The sequence below is a fragment of the Marilutibacter aestuarii genome (assembly GCF_006546775.1).
Classification (GTDB): Bacteria; Pseudomonadota; Gammaproteobacteria; order Xanthomonadales; family Xanthomonadaceae; genus Marilutibacter; species Marilutibacter aestuarii.
Genome location: NZ_VICE01000096.1, coordinates 23,006 through 38,411, shown reverse-complemented (window position 1 = coordinate 38,411; position 15,406 = coordinate 23,006). Strand labels below are relative to the sequence as shown.

Annotated in this window: 16 protein-coding genes; 8 read left to right on the top strand and 8 right to left on the bottom strand. The window is 71.0% G+C overall.

Going from position 1 to position 15,406, the window contains the following annotated elements:
• Positions 1–19 precede the first annotated feature (19 nt).
• On the top strand, positions 20–1,306 hold the full coding sequence (locus FKV25_RS10400) for a hypothetical protein (RefSeq protein WP_141518736.1): 1,287 nt from the start codon (positions 20–22) through the stop codon (positions 1,304–1,306).
• Here FKV25_RS10400 and FKV25_RS10395 read toward each other — a convergent pair.
• Together FKV25_RS10395 and trxA are read right to left on the bottom strand one after the other, a co-directional pair.
• The gene (locus FKV25_RS10395; protein WP_141518735.1) at positions 1,296–1,769 is read right to left on the bottom strand and encodes a DUF4442 domain-containing protein; all 474 of its coding nucleotides are present in this window, start codon (positions 1,767–1,769) and stop codon (positions 1,296–1,298) included. The two genes, FKV25_RS10400 and FKV25_RS10395, sit on opposite strands and share 11 nt — an antisense overlap.
• A gap of 120 nt (positions 1,770–1,889) precedes the next feature.
• The gene (trxA, locus tag FKV25_RS10390; RefSeq protein ID WP_141518734.1) at positions 1,890–2,780 is read right to left on the bottom strand and encodes a thioredoxin; all 891 of its coding nucleotides are present in this window, start codon (positions 2,778–2,780) and stop codon (positions 1,890–1,892) included.
• A gap of 197 nt (positions 2,781–2,977) precedes the next feature.
• Here trxA and FKV25_RS10385 point away from each other — a divergent pair, with 197 nt between their 5' ends.
• Positions 2,978–3,577, top strand: coding sequence for a DUF998 domain-containing protein (locus FKV25_RS10385; protein WP_246072053.1), 600 nt, complete (start codon positions 2,978–2,980; stop codon positions 3,575–3,577).
• Here FKV25_RS10385 and FKV25_RS10380 read toward each other — a convergent pair.
• A complete protein-coding gene (locus tag FKV25_RS10380; RefSeq protein WP_246072052.1) occupies positions 3,568–3,822 on the bottom strand; it encodes a SemiSWEET transporter in 255 nt (84 codons plus the stop codon). The two genes, FKV25_RS10385 and FKV25_RS10380, sit on opposite strands and share 10 nt — an antisense overlap.
• Positions 3,819–5,138 carry a metal-dependent hydrolase family protein gene (locus FKV25_RS10375; RefSeq protein ID WP_141518733.1) on the bottom strand — a complete coding sequence of 440 codons (1,320 nt, stop codon included), beginning with the start codon at positions 5,136–5,138 and terminating at the stop codon, positions 3,819–3,821. The genes FKV25_RS10380 and FKV25_RS10375 overlap by 4 nt, the downstream gene beginning before the upstream one ends.
• Positions 5,139–5,376: 238 nt before the next feature.
• Between FKV25_RS10375 and leuS the strand changes: the two genes are divergently transcribed.
• The 5 genes from leuS to rsfS all read left to right on the top strand — a co-directional run bounded on the left by leuS (position 5,377) and on the right by rsfS (position 11,041).
• The gene (leuS, locus tag FKV25_RS10370) at positions 5,377–8,127 is read left to right on the top strand and encodes a leucine--tRNA ligase (RefSeq protein WP_246072051.1); all 2,751 of its coding nucleotides are present in this window, start codon (positions 5,377–5,379) and stop codon (positions 8,125–8,127) included.
• A 70-nt stretch (positions 8,128–8,197) separates the two neighbouring features.
• A complete protein-coding gene (locus tag FKV25_RS10365; protein WP_141518731.1) occupies positions 8,198–8,824 on the top strand; it encodes an LPS-assembly lipoprotein LptE in 627 nt (208 codons plus the stop codon).
• 4 nt (positions 8,825–8,828) lie between these two features.
• A complete protein-coding gene (gene holA / locus FKV25_RS10360; RefSeq protein ID WP_141518730.1) occupies positions 8,829–9,881 on the top strand; it encodes a DNA polymerase III subunit delta in 1,053 nt (350 codons plus the stop codon).
• Positions 9,882–9,889: 8 nt separating this feature from the next.
• Positions 9,890–10,582 (top strand): nicotinate-nucleotide adenylyltransferase, encoded by a 693-nt coding sequence (gene nadD, locus FKV25_RS10355; RefSeq protein ID WP_141518729.1) that lies wholly within the window; start codon positions 9,890–9,892, stop codon positions 10,580–10,582.
• Between the two features lie 39 nt (positions 10,583–10,621).
• Positions 10,622–11,041, top strand: coding sequence for a ribosome silencing factor (gene rsfS / locus FKV25_RS10350; RefSeq protein WP_141518728.1), 420 nt, complete (start codon positions 10,622–10,624; stop codon positions 11,039–11,041).
• 109 nt (positions 11,042–11,150) lie between these two features.
• On the opposite strand, the gene FKV25_RS10345 is transcribed toward rsfS, so the two are convergent.
• Positions 11,151–12,725, bottom strand: a complete 1,575-nt coding sequence (locus tag FKV25_RS10345) for an alkaline phosphatase PhoX (protein WP_141518727.1) — start codon at positions 12,723–12,725, stop codon at positions 11,151–11,153.
• A gap of 121 nt (positions 12,726–12,846) precedes the next feature.
• On the opposite strand from FKV25_RS10345, the gene rlmH reads away from it, so the two are divergent.
• A complete protein-coding gene (rlmH, locus tag FKV25_RS10340; RefSeq protein WP_141518726.1) occupies positions 12,847–13,317 on the top strand; it encodes a 23S rRNA (pseudouridine(1915)-N(3))-methyltransferase RlmH in 471 nt (156 codons plus the stop codon).
• 29 nt (positions 13,318–13,346) lie between these two features.
• Here rlmH and FKV25_RS10335 read toward each other — a convergent pair whose 3' ends face one another.
• From FKV25_RS10335 to FKV25_RS10330, 3 genes are all read right to left on the bottom strand, one after another.
• The gene (locus tag FKV25_RS10335) at positions 13,347–14,039 is read right to left on the bottom strand and encodes an energy transducer TonB (protein ID WP_141518725.1); all 693 of its coding nucleotides are present in this window, start codon (positions 14,037–14,039) and stop codon (positions 13,347–13,349) included.
• Positions 14,040–14,206: 167 nt separating this feature from the next.
• A complete protein-coding gene (locus FKV25_RS16255) occupies positions 14,207–14,383 on the bottom strand; it encodes a hypothetical protein (RefSeq protein WP_170218610.1) in 177 nt (58 codons plus the stop codon).
• Positions 14,384–14,385: 2 nt separating this feature from the next.
• Positions 14,386–15,123, bottom strand: a complete 738-nt coding sequence (locus FKV25_RS10330; protein ID WP_141518724.1) for an SIMPL domain-containing protein — start codon at positions 15,121–15,123, stop codon at positions 14,386–14,388.
• Positions 15,124–15,406 lie beyond the last annotated feature (283 nt).

Sequence of the window (15,406 nt, the reverse complement as noted above, 5' to 3'; positions counted from 1 at the left end):
GAAGTGGGTGGGCGGGGCGTTGCTGTTCGCGTTCCTGGCGGCGGCCGCGATGTTCCTGTTGGCGCGGCAGCAGGGGCGCAGCGCTGAACGACAGGGCCTCGTGAAGATGATGGAGCTGCCTGCCGAGGTCGAAGGCGAGAATGCATTCGCGGCCGTCTGGTTGCTTGGCTACGACGTACCCGCGGGCCGGATCGAGGCGGCCGCTGCGGACGACGTCCAACGCTTCGAGCGCAACGTCGCGGCGCTGGAAGGCGACGAGACGGTGGAAAACTTCGCCAGCGGCGCTTCGACGGACTATCCGGTCCTTGTCCCGAAGGGCGGGCGCGACGATGCCTGGTGCGACTTCGACCAGGACTGCCTGGCGCATGTGCGGCGGCACCGGGAACCCCTGGCTGGCCAGGAAGCACGCTTGCAGGCGATGCATGCCCAGGTCGCGGCTCTGGCGGAGTATGGCTACTATCGCAACGCCTTTCCCCCACGCGTGGATGCGCCGTTCCCGGCGCATCTGGCAAGTGTGCCCCGGGCGGCGCTCACCTGGGCGGCCCTGCAGTACGACCGGGGGGACGTCGAGGCGGGCCTGGATGCCGTGTGCGAGGTGGCGTCGGCATGGCGGCCGCTGGTGGCGAACTCTGACTCGCTCGTCGTCAGCATGGTCGCCGAGCGGGTCCATGACGGCGCCTCGCGCCTGTTCGCTGCCATGCTGGCCAGGGACCGCCGGGCGGCCATCACCGATTCCTGCCGGGTCGCCTTCGCCGCGCCCGACGTCGGGGAGGCCTCGGTCTGCGAAGCGATGAAAGGCGAGTTCCGGCTGGTCAGCGGTCACCTGATGACGGATGGGTCTTTGGGGGGCGAGCCGCTACCCTGGCATGCCTTCTTCACGTACGACGCCGAGGCTTCGCGCGGACGCCTGGCCCGGTTCCATGCCCGGGCCTGCGACGAGCATGCGTCCCGTCGGCTGTCACAGGACGAGGCATTCACTCGCGCGCCGTTGGCGGACGGCTTCGAGACCGAGTGCGTGGCCAACGTCCTGGGCTGCATCCTCACGTCCATTGCGGCGCCTGCCTATGACGATTACCACCGCCGCGGCCAGGACCACCTGATGCGGATGCGCCTGATGGCCACCCTGCTGTGGCTCCGGTCGAGCGAGTCCGACCCGTTACCGCTCGAGGCACGGCTGGCCTTGCGTCCGGCCGCACTGCGCAGTCCCGGACGCGAGCTGCAGCCTGGCGGCGACGGACGGACGCTCGGCTTCCGCCTCTACTCCAATCGGGGGCCGGCCACCTGGCAGGTGCCGGTCAGCCAGTAGCGTCGGCGACCGGCCGGGCGCGTCTCTTGCGACGGATGTACAGCTGCTTGCGCACCCGGGCGACGACCTCGCCGGCGTCATCGACGACGTCGGTGTCGAACCAGTGCAGCAGCTTTTCGCCGCCTGCGGTGGCATCGCGCAGGGCCTGCAGGGTGGTCTCGTCGAGGTCGAAGCGTGCCTGCACGTGGCTGCGTCCGGGTCTGACGAATTCGATCTCGCCGGCCTTGTCCCAGACGATGTAGTCACGGCCCAGGGCGTTCATCGCCAGCAGCATCCAGAACGGATCCGTCATCGCGAACAGGCTGCCGCCGAAATGCGTGCCCACGTAATTGCGGTTCCAGGGGCGCAGGCGCAACTCCACCGAGGCATGGCGGTAGTCGGCGTCGATGGCGCGCACGTGGACGCCGCTGAACAGGAACGGCGGCCAGAAATTGAGGACGTGGCGGAGCAGGCGGGCGTTCATCGCGGAGGACGGGCAAGGCGGGCCATCAGATTGACATACGGTGGCGTATTGTCAAAACCTCGATGTCGCCCGATCGCGCCAGTCGCGACCCGCCACGCGATTGCCCATCCCCGACCACCGTCAGAACAGCAGCGAGGACATCCGGCGGCGGTAGCGCCCCACCAGGGCGGCGTCGTCGATGACGCGGAAGGCATCGATCAGGGCCTTGCGCGGCAGGCCGCCGTCGAAGTCGCGGTCGCGGGCCAGCATCTCGATGAACTGCTCCAGCGCTGCCTCGGCCTCGCCGGCGACGAGCAGGCGCGTGCCGAGCAGGTGGCGCGCCTTGAGGTCGGCCGGGTCGGCCTCGATCGCCGCCCGCAGCGCCTCCGCCGGCGGTGCGTCCTTGACGGTGGCGGCGAAACCCAGGCGGGCCCGCGCATTGACGGTCCGGTCGTCGGTGGCGAGGTTGGCCGGCAGACCGTCGAGCAGGCATTCGGCTTCCGCGGTCTCGCCGGTGCGCAGCAGGGCCAGGGCGAGGTCGAGCTTGAGCGCGTCCTGGTCCGGCTGTGCGGCGACTTCGCCCCGGAGGCGCGCGACCTCCGCCTGCGGGTCGACCGGCGCGGCCACGGACTCGACCTCGGGCCCGGAGGGAATGCCTTCGAGCGTGGGCGCGGCGGGCTCGATGCCGTGGTGGGCGAGGAGTTCGCGCATCTGGCCCTCGGTCAGCGCGCCCGGCACGGCGTCCACGACCTGGCCGCCCTTGACCAGGAACAGGGTCGGGATCGAACGCACCTGGAAGGCCGCCGCCAGTTGCTGCTCCTTGTCGACATCGACCTTGGCCAGCAGGAAGGCGCCGTTGTAGGCGTCGGCGAGCTTCTCGAGGATGGGGCCCAGGGTCTTGCACGGGCCGCACCACTCGGCCCAGAAGTCGATCAGGACCGGTGTCTGCAGTGACTTCTGCAGGACGTCGGCCTCGAAGGCCTCGGTGGTGGCGTCGAAGACGTGGGCAGGCGCGGTCGTGTCGGGGGTCATGGCGGCTTCCGGTGAGCGTTGCGCCCGACATGGTGGCGGTGCCGGCGCATTCCAATCCCGGCGGGCACGCGGGCGACGCATTGGCACGCAGGGTACAGGGCAGGGGTGTAGATTATCGCCCTCCCGTGCCCATGGGCGGCGCGTCGCGCAAGCGCCGCCGTGCCCGGGCGGGCCGGCATTCATCTGGAGGCGTTTCCATGGTTCGACATGCGCATCGCATGGCCTGGGCGGCCCTGGCCCTGTTCGTGCTCGCGTTGGCGGGCTTTGGCGCCGCGCTCGAAGGCTACTCGCACTGGCGCCACGCGCCGGCCCTGCTGGGAGCAAGCGGGGATGCACGCGCCCTGGCCTTCAACCTCCTGGCCTTCGTGGTGCCCGGACTGCTGCTGGCCGTCGCCATGTTCGCGTTGCGTGGCGGCCGCGATACCGCTGCCTGGCCGCTCCGGGTGGGACTGGCGCTGTGGCTGTTGTCGGCGCTGGCCTTCGCCGGGCAGGGGCTGTTCGCGCTGGACGCCTCGAGCGTGGTCGCCGAGGCCAACCGGCACCACGCGGCCGCCTGGTCGCTGTGGTGGGTGGCGTTCGCCCCGGGTGCGCTGTTGCTGGCGTCGGGCGTCGGACGGGTACCGGCGCTGCGCGCGTTGCGTTGGCCGCTCGCGCTGGCGGCCCTGCTGGTGCCGGTCGCGGCGCTGCTGCTGCCGGGCCTGGTGCCGGTGGGCGCCGCCCAGCGCCTGGCATTCGTGCTGTGGTTCGCCAGCCTGGCCGCGACCGCGACGTTCGCGGCGCGCGCGCCTCAGCCGTAGCGCAGTTTCATCGCCAGGATCGTCCCGGCCAGGCCCAGGGTGAGTGTGTTGCAGGCGATCATCGGCCATGAGCCCAGGTGGATGCCGTAGGCCAGCCAGAAGCCGATGCCTACCGTGAACACCACGTACATGCCCAGCGACAGGCTGTGGGTGTCACGGCTGCGGATCGTCTTGAGGGCCTGCGGCACGAACGCGACGGTGGTCAGCGTGGCGGCGGCGTAGCCGAACCACTCGCCGTCCATCATTCCGCGTCCGCGTCGTCGCCCGGGCGGCGGTATACGCGGCCGTCCTTCATCACGAAGTCCACGTCCATGACGGCGTTGATGTCCTCGACGGGATTGCCCGGCATCGCGATCACGTCGGCCCGCTTGCCCGGCTCCAGCACGCCCTGGTCGTCGACGCCCAGGACTTCGGCGGCGCGGACCGTCGCGGACTGCAGCGCGACCGCCGCCGGGATGCCGGCTTCGACCATGTAGATGAACTCGCGCGCGTTGTCGCCATGCGGGCCGACGCCCATGTCGGTGCCGAAGGCGATGGGGACGCCATTGCGGTAGGCCTTGGCGGCGGTGTCCTGGATCAGGGCGCCGATGCGCGCGGCCTTGGGACGCACGACTTCGGGGAAATAGCCGTCCACTTTCGCCTTGTCGGCGACGAAGCGGCCGGCGTAGATGGTCGGGACGTACCAGGTGCCCTTTTCCTTCATGAGCTTCATCACCCGGTCGCTCATGTAGGTGCCGTGTTCGATGCTCGTCACCCCGGCCTCGACCGCCCGGTACATGCCTTCCTCGCCATGGGCGTGGGCGGCGACGCGATAGCCGTAGTCGTTGGCGGTATCGACCACCGCGCGGATCTCGTCGACGGTGAACTGCGGGGCATCGCCGGACTTCGCGTACGAGAGCACGCCGCCGGTGGCGGTGATCTTGATGACGTCGCTGCCTTCCTTGTAACGCTGGCGAACGGCCTGGCGCGCATCGTCCACCGAGTTGATCACGCCTTCGGTGGGGCCGGGCGGCCCGATCAGGTGCGACAGGGCATGGTTGTAGCCATTGGTCGGGTCGGCGTGGCCGCCGGTGGTGCCGATCGAGGTGCCCGCGGCCCAGATGCGCGGGCCATCGACCAGGCCCTGGTTGATCGCGTCGCGCAGGTGCGGGGTGACCTCGCCGCCGAGGTCGCGGACGCTGGTGAAGCCCGCGCGGAGTGTCTTCTGCGCATAGCCCACCGAACGGTAGGCGTAGTCGACGGGGTCGAGACGGAAGCCCTCGGAGTAGGTCTGCGGGCTGGACTGGTCGTAGATGTGCACGTGCAGGTCGGTCCAGCCCGGGCTGCACGTACGGTCGCGCAGGTCGATCGATGCGACGCCGGCCACGTCGGCATTGCCGCCGCTGACGATGCGCTCGATCCGGCCGTCCTTCACCAGCAGGGTGTGCGGCCCCAGGACCTTGCCGCTGCGCGCGTCGAACAGTTGCCCGCAGTGCAGGGCGGTCGGCGCGGGGGGCGGGGCGGTCTGCGCCGTGGCCAGCGACAAAGGCGAAAGCAGGGCGAGCAGGGCAAAGGTGCGCATCGGTCGGGTATCCCCAGCATTGGACGGGTCGCCGGGGAGGCACGCGACGCCGGCGGCACCGCTGCAAGGACCCTCCCCAGGCCAGGGGGCAGGATGGCCCCGGGTAGCGGCCAAGTCCAGAGACCCCGATCCCGGCGCATTCTCGTGGCCGGGCCTGGCCCGTCGCCGTCGTCCGTGCCCGTGGCGGCGCATGCTGCGCTGCGGTAGGCTTTCCGGTCCCCAGTTCGAAGTCCCCGCCGTGTCCAGCGAAGCCGCCAGCGAGATCCGTCCCTACGAACCGCAGTCCATCGAGGACGCCGCCCGTCGCTACTGGTCCGACACCCGCGCCTTCGAGGTGGACGAACAGTCCGCCAAGCCCAAGTACTACTGCCTGTCGATGCTGCCGTATCCCTCCGGTGCGCTGCACATGGGCCACGTGCGCAACTACACCATCAGCGACGTCATCAGCCGCTACAAGCGCATGACCGGCCACAACGTGCTGCAGCCGATGGGCTGGGATGCCTTCGGCTTGCCGGCGGAGAACGCCGCGATCAAGAACCGCACCGCGCCGGCGAAGTGGACCTACGCCAACATCGCGCACATGAAGGCGCAGTTGCAGCAGATGGGTTACGCGATCGACTGGTCGCGCGAGTTCGCCACCTGCCAGCCCGATTACTACGTGCACGAGCAGCGCATGTTCGTGCGCCTGATGAAGCAGGGCCTGGCCTACCGCAAGAACTCCGTCGTCAACTGGGACCCGGTCGACCAGACCGTGCTGGCCAACGAGCAGGTGATCGACGGGCGCGGCTGGCGCACCGGCGCGCTGGTGGAAAAGCGCGAGATCCCGCAGTGGTTCCTGAAGATCACCGGCTATGCCCAGGAACTGCTCGACGGCCTGGACACGCTCGAGGGCTGGCCCGAGGCGGTCAAGACCATGCAGCGCAACTGGATCGGGCGTAGCGAGGGCCTGGAGATCCGCTTCGACGTGGTCGACGAGGACGGCGCGGCGGTGGGGCCGGTGGAGGTCTACACCACCCGTCCCGACACCCTGATGGGCGTCACCTTCCTGTCGGTCGCCGCCGAGCATCCGCTGGCCACGCATGCCGCCGCGGGCAACCCGGCGCTGGCCGGGTTCATCGCCGAACTGCGCCAGGGCGGCGTGTCCGAGGCGGAACTGGAGACCCAGGAAAAGCGCGGCATGTACACCGGCCTGCGCGCGGTGCACCCGGTCACCGGCGAGGAAGTGCCCGTCTACGTCGCCAACTTCGTGCTGATGGGCTACGGCACCGGCGCGGTCATGGCCGTGCCCGGCCATGACCAGCGCGACTGGGAGTTCGCCAAGCGCTATGGCCTGCCGATCCGCGCGGTGATCGTCTCGGCGGCGGTGCGCGACGCGCTCGAGGAGATCGAGCGCCACATCGAGAAGCACGACGACGCCATGGCCGCGGCCCTGGGGACAGGCGGCGCGATCGACGTCTACGACACCGGCGCGGCCGTGCAGGTGGTGCAGGACTTCGTTCGCGCCATCGAAGAAGAAGGCGCTTGGACCGAGCGCGGCTGGCTGGTCAATTCCGGCGAGTTCGACGGGATGGACTTCGACCAGGCGCTCGACGCGCTGGCCAGCCGCTTCGAGGCGGCCGGCATCGGCCGGCGCCGGGTCAACTTCCGCCTGCGCGACTGGGGCGTCAGCCGCCAGCGCTACTGGGGCTGCCCGATCCCGGTGATCCTGTGCGCCGCCTGCGGCGACGTGCCGGTGCCCGAGGACCAGCTGCCGGTGTTGTTGCCGGAGGACGTCGAGTTCAGCGGCGTCGCTTCGCCGATCAAGTCCGACCCCGAGTGGCGCAAGGCCACCTGCCCGGCGTGCGGCGGCCCGGCCGAGCGCGAGACCGACACCTTCGACACCTTCATGGAGTCGAGCTGGTACATGCACCGCTACACCAGCCCGGGCGCCGCCGACATGGTGGACGCGCGCGCGAACTACTGGATGCCGATCGACCAGTACATCGGCGGCATCGAGCACGCGATCCTGCACCTGCTGTATTTCCGCTTCTACCACCGCCTCATGCGCGACCAGGGCCTGGTCGACAGCGACGAGCCGGTGCGCAACCTGCTCACCCAGGGCATGGTCATCGCCGACACCTACTTCCGCGCCAACGCGGACGGGAGCAAGGACTGGATCAACCCCGCCGACGTCGAGGTCGTGCGCGACGACAAGGGCCGGGTGACCGGCGCGACGCTGAAGTCCGACGGCCAGCCGGTGGAGATCGGCGGCACCGAGAAGATGTCGAAGTCGAAGAACAACGGCGTCGACCCGCGCGAGATGGTCGGCAAGTACGGCGCCGACACCGTGCGCCTGTTCTCGATGTTCGCCGCGCCGCCCGAGCAGTCGCTTGAGTGGAACGAGGCAGGCGTCGAGGGCATGGCGCGCTTCCTGCGCCGGTTCTGGCGCGAGGTGGTGACCCATGCGTCGCAGCCCGACCATCCCGTGGCCGACGTGGCCGCGCTGGACGGGCGCCAGAAGGCCTTGCGTCGCCAGCTGCACGAAACCATCCAGAAGGTCGGCGACGACTACGGCCGGCGCCACAGTTTCAACACCGCGATCGCGGCCCTGATGGAACTGCTCAACGCGGTGGCGAAGTTCGACGACATGGGCGAGCAGGGGCGCGCCGTGCGCCACGAGGTGCTCGAGGCGATGGTGCTGATGCTCAACCCCGTCACCCCGCATGTGAGCCATGCCCTTTGGCAGGTGCTGGGCCATGGCGAAGCACTTGTCGAGGACGTCCCTTTCCCGGCGGTCGACCCGGCCGCGCTGGTGCGCGACTCGGTCAGGCTGGCGGTGCAGGTGAACGGCAAGCTGCGTGGCACGATCGAACTCCCGGCAAGCGCCACGAAGGAGGACGCCGAGCGCCAGGCGCTCGCCGAGCCCCACGTCGCCCAGCACCTGGAGGGCCTGAGCGTGCGCAAGGTCATCGTGGTGCCGGGCAAGATCGTCAACATCGTCGCCAATTGAGGCGTTCCCGCCACCGCTGGCTGAACGGCAGTGGCTTGCCGCCGTTGCCGGCCTCGTCCAGACTTCGCGAATGACCCTACGCCTCCTTGTTGTCGTCCTCGTGCTGGCCCTTCCGGCCTGCGGCTTCCATCTGCGCGACGCGCTCGTCCTGCCCCCCGACCTCGGCCCGGTGCGGGTGGTCTCGGCCGACCGGTACAGTCCGTTGGCCGAGAGCCTGTCGCGCTCCATCGAGCGCGCCGGCGCCGAGCTCGCGTTGCCGGACCAGACCGACACCGCCGTGCTCGACCTGGTGGCCGAGCGCTGGGGCGACACCCCGATCAGCGTCGATGCCTTCGGCCGCGCACAGGAGTACAGCCTGCGCTACGCGACGATCTTCGAAGTGCGCTCGGCTGACGGCACCGTGCTGGTGCCGCGCCAGGCCGTCGAGCTTTCGCGCGACTACATCTCGGTGCCCACCAACTCCGTTGGCACCGAGGGCGAGCGCGACATCCTGGTCAAGGAGCTGCGGCGCGAGATGTCCGCCTCGATCCTGCGCCGCATCGACGCGGTCGCCCGCCGCGAGCCGGGCGCGTTGATGGGCGAGGCACCGACGGCAGCAGAGGGCGGCGACGCCCCCGGCGACGCAGCGCCGTCCCCGGCGGCGACGCCGGTCGCCGAGCCCACCCCGTCCGCCGAGAGCGGCGACGAAGGCGGCTGATACGGTGGAGCTCAAGCCGGAGCAATTGGCGGCCCGGCTCGAATCCGAGCCCCTGAGGCCGGCTTACCTGATCGCAGGCCCGGAACCCCTGCGGGTCCTGGAGGCCGCCGATGCGGTGCGCGCCGCGGCGCGGGCCCAGGGCATCGACGAGCGCGAGGTGTTCGAAGCCGAGGGCAACCAGCGCGAGCCCGACTGGGCGCGTCTGGAAGCCACGTTCAACGCGCCCAGCCTGTTCGCGAGTCGACGCCTGGTCGAACTGCGCCTGCCCACCGGCAAGCCCGGCAAGGACGGCGCCGCGGTGATCGCCGATTTCTGCGCCGCGCCGCCTGCGGACGTGATCCTGCTGGTCACCGCCGGCGAGTGGAGCAAGAAGCACGCCGGCAAGTGGAGCGACGCCATTGGCCGGGTGGGCCACGTCGCCATCGCCTGGGCGACCAAGCCGCACGAACTGCCCGAATGGATCGAGCGCCGCCTGCGCAGCCATGGCCTGGTCGCCGACCGTGATGCCGTGCAGCTGTTGGCCGACCGGGTGGAGGGCAACCTGCTCGCCGCCGCGCAGGAGATCGAGAAACTGGCGCTGCTGGCCCGGGGCGACGACGCGCCGCTGGACGTCGCGCGGATGCATTCGCTGGTGGCCGACGCCGCCCGCTATGACGTGTTTCGCCTGCTCGACGCGGCGATGAACGGGGAGCCTGCCCTGGTCTCGCGGATGCTCGCGGGCCTGCGCGCCGAGGGCGCGGCCGTGCCCGCGCTGATGGGCATGGTGGTGATGGAGTTGCAGCGCGCCGCCGCATTGGCGCGCGTTTCCGCCAGTGGAGGCAACCTGTCGGCGGAGTTCAAGGCGCAGCGGATCTGGGATTCCAAGCAGTCGGTCTACCGCCGCGCGCTGCAGCGGCACGCCGCGCCGCGCTGGGAAGCCTTCGTCGGCGTGGCCGGCAAGGTCGATCGCATGGTCAAGGGCCGCGCCCCGGGCGATCCCTGGCTGGGACTGGAGCGCCTGCTGCTGGCCGTTGCCGATGCCAAGGCCGTGCGGCTGCTGGTCGCCACGCCCGTCTGAAGGCGCGCATGGAGCCCTGGCTGATCTACGGTGGCACATTCGACCCGGTCCATCTGGGCCACCTGGCGATCGCCCGCAACGGGCGCGATGTGCTCCGCGCTCCGGTGCACCTGATGCCGGCGGCCGATCCACCCCATCGCGCGCCCCCTGGCGCGAGTGCCGCGCACCGGGCGCGCATGCTCGACATCGCCGTCGAGGGCGAGCCCGGCATGGCGGTCGATCGCAGGGAGCTGGAGCGCGAGGGGCGTTCGTGGTCGGTCGATACCCTGCGCGGCCTGCGCGACGAGATCGGTGGGCGGCGCCCGGTGGTCCTGCTGCTGGGCGCCGACAGCTTCCTCGGCCTGCCGGGCTGGAAGGAATGGCAGGCCTTGTTCGAACTGGCCCACTTCATGGTCGCCGAGCGCCCCGGCACACGCCTCGACGGCGCGCTGCCGGAGACCCTGCGCGCGGCCTTGGCGGGGCGCTGGGCGGACTCGGTGGAGGCCCTGCGCGCGAGCCCGGCCGGCCGCGTGCTGCGGCTGGACCAGCCGCTGCACCCGCATTCGGCCAGCGCGATCCGCCGCGCGATTGCCCAGGGCGGGCCCTGGGAGGCGCAGGTGCCCGCGGGCGTCGCCGCCTACATCCGTCGGCATCGCCTGTACGGCGCGGAAGCTGAACCGGCGTCGGGCGCATCGCCGGGAGCGTCCTCCCAGCAGGTATAATCGCGGCCAACTCCCCCGAACCGTTCCAGAGCCGACCACTTGAGCAACCAAGCCCACGTCATCAAGACCCGCCTTCCCGATCCGCCGCCGTCCGTCGACAAACTGCTCGACGTGGTCCGATCCGCGATCGAGGAGCTCAAGGGCAAGGACGCCGTCGAGATCGACGTGCGCGGCAAGAGCAGCGTCACCGACTACATGGTCGTCGTGTCGGGCACCTCGACGCGCCACGTCAAGTCGATCGCCGACGAAGTGGTGAAGTTCGCCAAGGGCCTGGGCGTCATGCCGCTGGGCGTGGAAGGCGAGCGCGAGGCCGAATGGGTGCTTGTCGACCTGGCCGACGTGATCGTGCACGTGATGCTGCCGCGGGTGCGTGAGTTCTACGCGCTCGAGCGCCTGTGGACGGTGGGCGACCAGCCGCCGGGCGACGACGAGGCCGAGGAGGCCGAACAGGCGCAGTAGACTGCGCGGGCGTCGCGCACGTCGATCCCGGATCTGAATGAGAACGGCGCCCCTGGGGCGCCGTTCCCGTTCCTGCGCATGCCGCGCGTTGCGCCATGCGCAACCGCCGTCAGAGGCCGCCGAACCACCACGGTCCGGTGATGGCCAGGGTGATGCCGGGCGACTGGATGTTCACGAACAGGGTGCGGCCGATCGGATCCCAGCAGGCGCCGCAGAACTCGCTGCCGCGGTAGTCGCCCTCGGGGACCTGCTTGCCGGCGCCGGCGATCTGCGAAGCGGTCAGCTCCACGTTGTTCTTGCACAGGTACCAGGCTTCGCCGCGACGGGTGAGCCCGAGCAGGCGGGCGCCCGGGCCGTACTCGTCCGGACTCTCGCCGCCGTCCTCGCACAGGACCACGCCGCCGCGCGGACTGACCGTGATGTTGTCGGGATTGTTGCCCGCCAGCTGGTCGCCGCTGACGTACAGGGCGGTGAGCTGCTGGCTGTAGAGGTCAAGCACCCACACCGCACCGCGACCGCGACCACGACGGCCCTGGGCATCGACGCCGGTGGCGGTGTCGACGATGAACATCTTGCCGTGGGCGTACCAGATGCCCTCGCCGCGGCTCATGCGCAGGCCGCCCTCGGCCCAACCCTGCGCGAACGGTCCGCTCAGCGTCTCGCCCGTGCCGATGTCGGGGTAGCCCGACGGCGCCGCGATCGCACCCAGGTCGGGTTCGGCGATGTCCACCCATTCGAGCATGTAGCGATCGCCCACAGCGGCCACGGTGAGGTCGGCGTTGGGGCGCCGCCGCACCCGCGCGGCCTGCAGGCGGCCACCGTTCTCCAGCGAGCCGGGGCGGCCGAACCGGTCGTTGGGGACGAATCGGTACAGGCCGGCCTTGTTGCGGTCATCCTCGGTCAGGTAGACGATGCCGGTGCGCGGGTCGACCGCCACTGCCTCGTGGCTGAAGCGACCCAGGCCCACCAGCGGACGGCCGGTGGTGCGCTCGGCTTCCGGATGCACTTCGAACACGTAGCCGTGCTTCTTGCCTTCGCTGGACTGCAGGTCGGTCTTGATCTCCTCGCAGCTCAGCCAGGTACCCCACGGGGTCAGGCCGCCCGCGCAGTTGACCAGGGTGCCGCCCAGGCTCGGGGCCATGTCGACCCATTCGCCCTCGCGCCACAGCAGGTTGGTGGTGCCACCGCCGGCGCGCTGGCCGCCGCCGAGGTCGCCGGTGTCGTACATGCCCGGCGCCTGTATCGGCGAGACCGCGCCGCGTTCGTGGTTGCGCACCAGCACGAGTTCGGGCGCCGGGCGACGGCCGCGACCGCGTCCACCGGCGTGGCCGCGTCCACGGCCGGGGAAGCCGGGGCAGCCCTGGGGATAGGCGCGCACGACGGCCATGCCGTCATGGCGGTCGGGGCAGGCCTGGCCGTCGGCCATGGCGTCGCCGCTCCAGCCGAAGGAGCGGTAGCTGAAGCCGCGCGGCAACTGCAGCAGGGGCAGGCCGGTGGTCAGGTCGGCGACGGGCGCGAGGCGACCGAAGGGACTCGGGACCGGCGCCATCTGCACCGGATCGCGGCGGCCGTGGGCCTGGGCCTGGCGGGACTGCAGCGCGCCGAGGCTGCCAATGGCGCCGACCGCCATCGCGGCGGCGCTGCCCTTGAGGACCTGGCGGCGGGAGAGATCTGCGTCTTGCATCGGGGAACTCCTGCGGGGCTGGGACGGGGGAGTGCCCGATGCTGCGTGGGCTGGATAACGCCCGGATGACGCCTGGATTGCAAAGTTCCGATCCGTGACCGCGGACCGCTACCATGGCCGCATGAAGGCACGACTGATCGCCGTCGGCGAACGTGCCCCGGCCTGGGTGGCCGAGGGCTTCGAGGAATACCGCAAGCGCCTGTCGCACTGGCTGCCGCTGGAACTGGCCGAAGTCGCGCCGGGCCTGCGCGGCAAGAACCGCGACGCGGCCCGCGCGATGCAGGACGAAGGCGGCCGCGTGCTGGCCGCGCTGCCCCGGCAGGCCTGGGTGGTGACCCTGGACGGGCGCGGCAAACCCTGGAGCTCGGAACAGCTGTCGCAGCGCCTGGAGCACTGGCGCGGACAGGGTCGCGACCTCGCGTTCCTGATCGGCGGCCCGGAAGGCCACGCCCCGGAGGTGCTGGCGCAGGCGGACGAGAGCTGGTCACTGGGCGCGGCGACCTTGCCGCACATGCTGGTGAGGCTGGTGGTCGCCGAGCAGTTGTACCGGGCGGCGGCGATGCTCGCCAACCACCCTTACCACCGGGCCTGAGGGGCGGCGCTGGCGCCGCCCCCTTCGCCCTACAGCCTGAAGTCCACCGGGACCCGGCCGATCGCGACGACGGCATGGCCACCGCGCATCGCCGGCTGGAAGCGCCAGTGGCGAAGCACCTGCCGCAGGGCCGCCTGGTCCAGGTCGCGATGTCCGCTGCTGCGGGCGATGCTCACCTCCAGGGGCTTGCCATCGGTGCCGACGGTGATGTCGAGCAGGACCGTGCCGCTGCGTCCCTCGCGCACCGCCCGGGGCGGATAGCGCGGCGCGGGGGCGTCGGCATAGGCCAGGCTCGCGCCCGTCATCGGCGACAGGTCGGGCGCGCTGTCGATCGACGGCCCGGTGTCGAGGTCCGGCACGGCGTCGCCGGTCATCGTGTCCGGCAGGGCCGGGAGGTCGAACGGCGACGGGTCGGCGATCACGATCGGCGGCGGTTGCCGCGGCACCGGCGCCGGTGCGACCGGAACGCGGTCGGGCACCCGCGGAGCCACGGCGACCGGGGGCGGCGGCTGGTGCAGCGGGGGCGGGAGCAGGATCGTCATTTCCCGGGCCGGCGGCTCCGGCAGGCTGATCCGCGCCGGCGTCAGCAGCATCATCAGGGCGGCGGCATGGACGACGAGCACGCCGGCCTGGGCCAGCACGCGGGTGGCATCGGGCCGCTGGCCCGGGGTCGCGGCGGGACGGGTGGGGCGCGTCGCGCCAAGAGGGAATGCGTGGGCCATGCTGCACCTCCTTCACGGGTTGTGGAGGGGTGAACGGATGGCAATGGCAAACGGGGTTGGCGCCAGGACCGGGGGCGATGGACGCAACGTCCGGACCGATGCGCGGGGCGCCGGCCGCCCGTTCGGGCAACCCGGCGCCACGCGCCCCGCACAGCGGGCGATGCGACCTAGGCGGGGTCGTGGTCGACGTCGCGCGCGGGCGGCGCGTCGACGTCCTCGGCCGGATCAGGGGGCGGCGGCTTGCGGCTGTCGTCCTTGTCGTCCGGGTTCTTCTCCGGATAGCCGGGGTTGCGCCCCGGCTTGGGATCGGGTTCGCCGCCAGCGGCGTTCGGGTCGGACATCATGCTCAGTCACCGAGTTCGAAGACGATGTCCAGATTGACCGACAAGGTGTTCTCGCCGGGTGATATCGGCGTGTCGAAGCTCTTTTCGGCGCGGGCCATGGCCATGACCGGCATCGGCCGGGCGATGTCGCCGCCCTCGCTGATGCTGACGATCCGTCGCACGCGCAGGCCCAGGGTCCTGGCGTACATCGCGGCGCGCGTGCGCGCCTGTTCGACCGCCTTGCGACGCGCCTCGTCCAGGGCGGCGGTCTTGTCGTCGATGTCGAAACTCGGACCGTTGACCTGGTTGGCACCGGCGTCGACCAGCGTGTCCATGACCGGTCCCAGCTTGCCCAGATCGCGCACGGTGACATTCACGGTGTTGCTGGCCTGGTAGCCGGTGATGGTCGGAGCGCTGCCGTCGTCGTGGCGGTACTGGGGATAGAGGTTGACGCCGCTGGTCTGGACGTCGCGTTCTGCGATGCCGGCCGCCTCCAGGGCCGCGACCACGCGGGTCATCTGCTCGGCGTTGGCGCGCATCGCGGCGTTGGCGTCCGGCGCCTGGGTCACCACGCCGGTCGAAAGACGGGCGATGTCGGGGGCCTGGCTGACCTCGCCGACGGCGGACACCGACAGCAGGGTGCCGTCCGGGCTGGCCAGGGTGCTGGACTGGGCGTGTGCGGTCATCGTGGGCAGGGCTCCGAAGGCGAGGGCGGCGGCGAGCAGAAGCGGGCGCAGGCCGTGGGCGGTGGATCGGGTCATGGTGTCTCCAGTGGGGCGGATGGATGGGAAGGATGCGCCCTGTTCATTGAACGCATGTGCAGTGAACGAACCGTGAGCTGCGTCGGGGTTGCACGGGTCGGCGTCGGCTGGCGCTCAGTCACCGCAGGTTATGCTTCGACCGGTCTGCCCACGCCCTCTCGGGTGCCGGTGGCATGCCCGGTCCGGTGCCATGGCCCGCGTCAACCCACCATCGGCTGCCGGGGGCGGCCGCCGGTGTGCGGCCTCGCCGACCGGCGTCCCACTCCATCCCATGGAAGCCTTG

What these genes read in the sequence shown, in the direction of transcription:
- trxA (WP_141518734.1), bottom strand. Translation starts at nt 2,780, where the DNA reads ATGACCCCCGACACGACCGCGCCTGCCCACGTCTTCGACGCCACCACC.
- FKV25_RS10395 (WP_141518735.1), bottom strand. Translation starts at nt 1,769, where the DNA reads ATGAACGCCCGCCTGCTCCGCCACGTCCTCAATTTCTGGCCGCCGTTC.
- FKV25_RS10345 (WP_141518727.1), bottom strand. Translation starts at nt 12,725, where the DNA reads ATGCAAGACGCAGATCTCTCCCGCCGCCAGGTCCTCAAGGGCAGCGCC.
- FKV25_RS10330 (WP_141518724.1), bottom strand. Translation starts at nt 15,123, where the DNA reads ATGACCCGATCCACCGCCCACGGCCTGCGCCCGCTTCTGCTCGCCGCC.
- FKV25_RS10365 (WP_141518731.1), top strand. Translation starts at nt 8,198, where the DNA reads ATGACCCTACGCCTCCTTGTTGTCGTCCTCGTGCTGGCCCTTCCGGCC.
- FKV25_RS10385 (WP_246072053.1), top strand. Translation starts at nt 2,978, where the DNA reads ATGGTTCGACATGCGCATCGCATGGCCTGGGCGGCCCTGGCCCTGTTC.
- FKV25_RS16255 (WP_170218610.1), bottom strand. Translation starts at nt 14,383, where the DNA reads ATGATGTCCGACCCGAACGCCGCTGGCGGCGAACCCGATCCCAAGCCG.
- FKV25_RS10380 (WP_246072052.1), bottom strand. Translation starts at nt 3,822, where the DNA reads ATGATGGACGGCGAGTGGTTCGGCTACGCCGCCGCCACGCTGACCACC.
- nadD (WP_141518729.1), top strand. Translation starts at nt 9,890, where the DNA reads ATGGAGCCCTGGCTGATCTACGGTGGCACATTCGACCCGGTCCATCTG.
- FKV25_RS10375 (WP_141518733.1), bottom strand. Translation starts at nt 5,138, where the DNA reads ATGCGCACCTTTGCCCTGCTCGCCCTGCTTTCGCCTTTGTCGCTGGCC.
- rlmH (WP_141518726.1), top strand. Translation starts at nt 12,847, where the DNA reads ATGAAGGCACGACTGATCGCCGTCGGCGAACGTGCCCCGGCCTGGGTG.
- FKV25_RS10335 (WP_141518725.1), bottom strand. Translation starts at nt 14,039, where the DNA reads ATGGCCCACGCATTCCCTCTTGGCGCGACGCGCCCCACCCGTCCCGCC.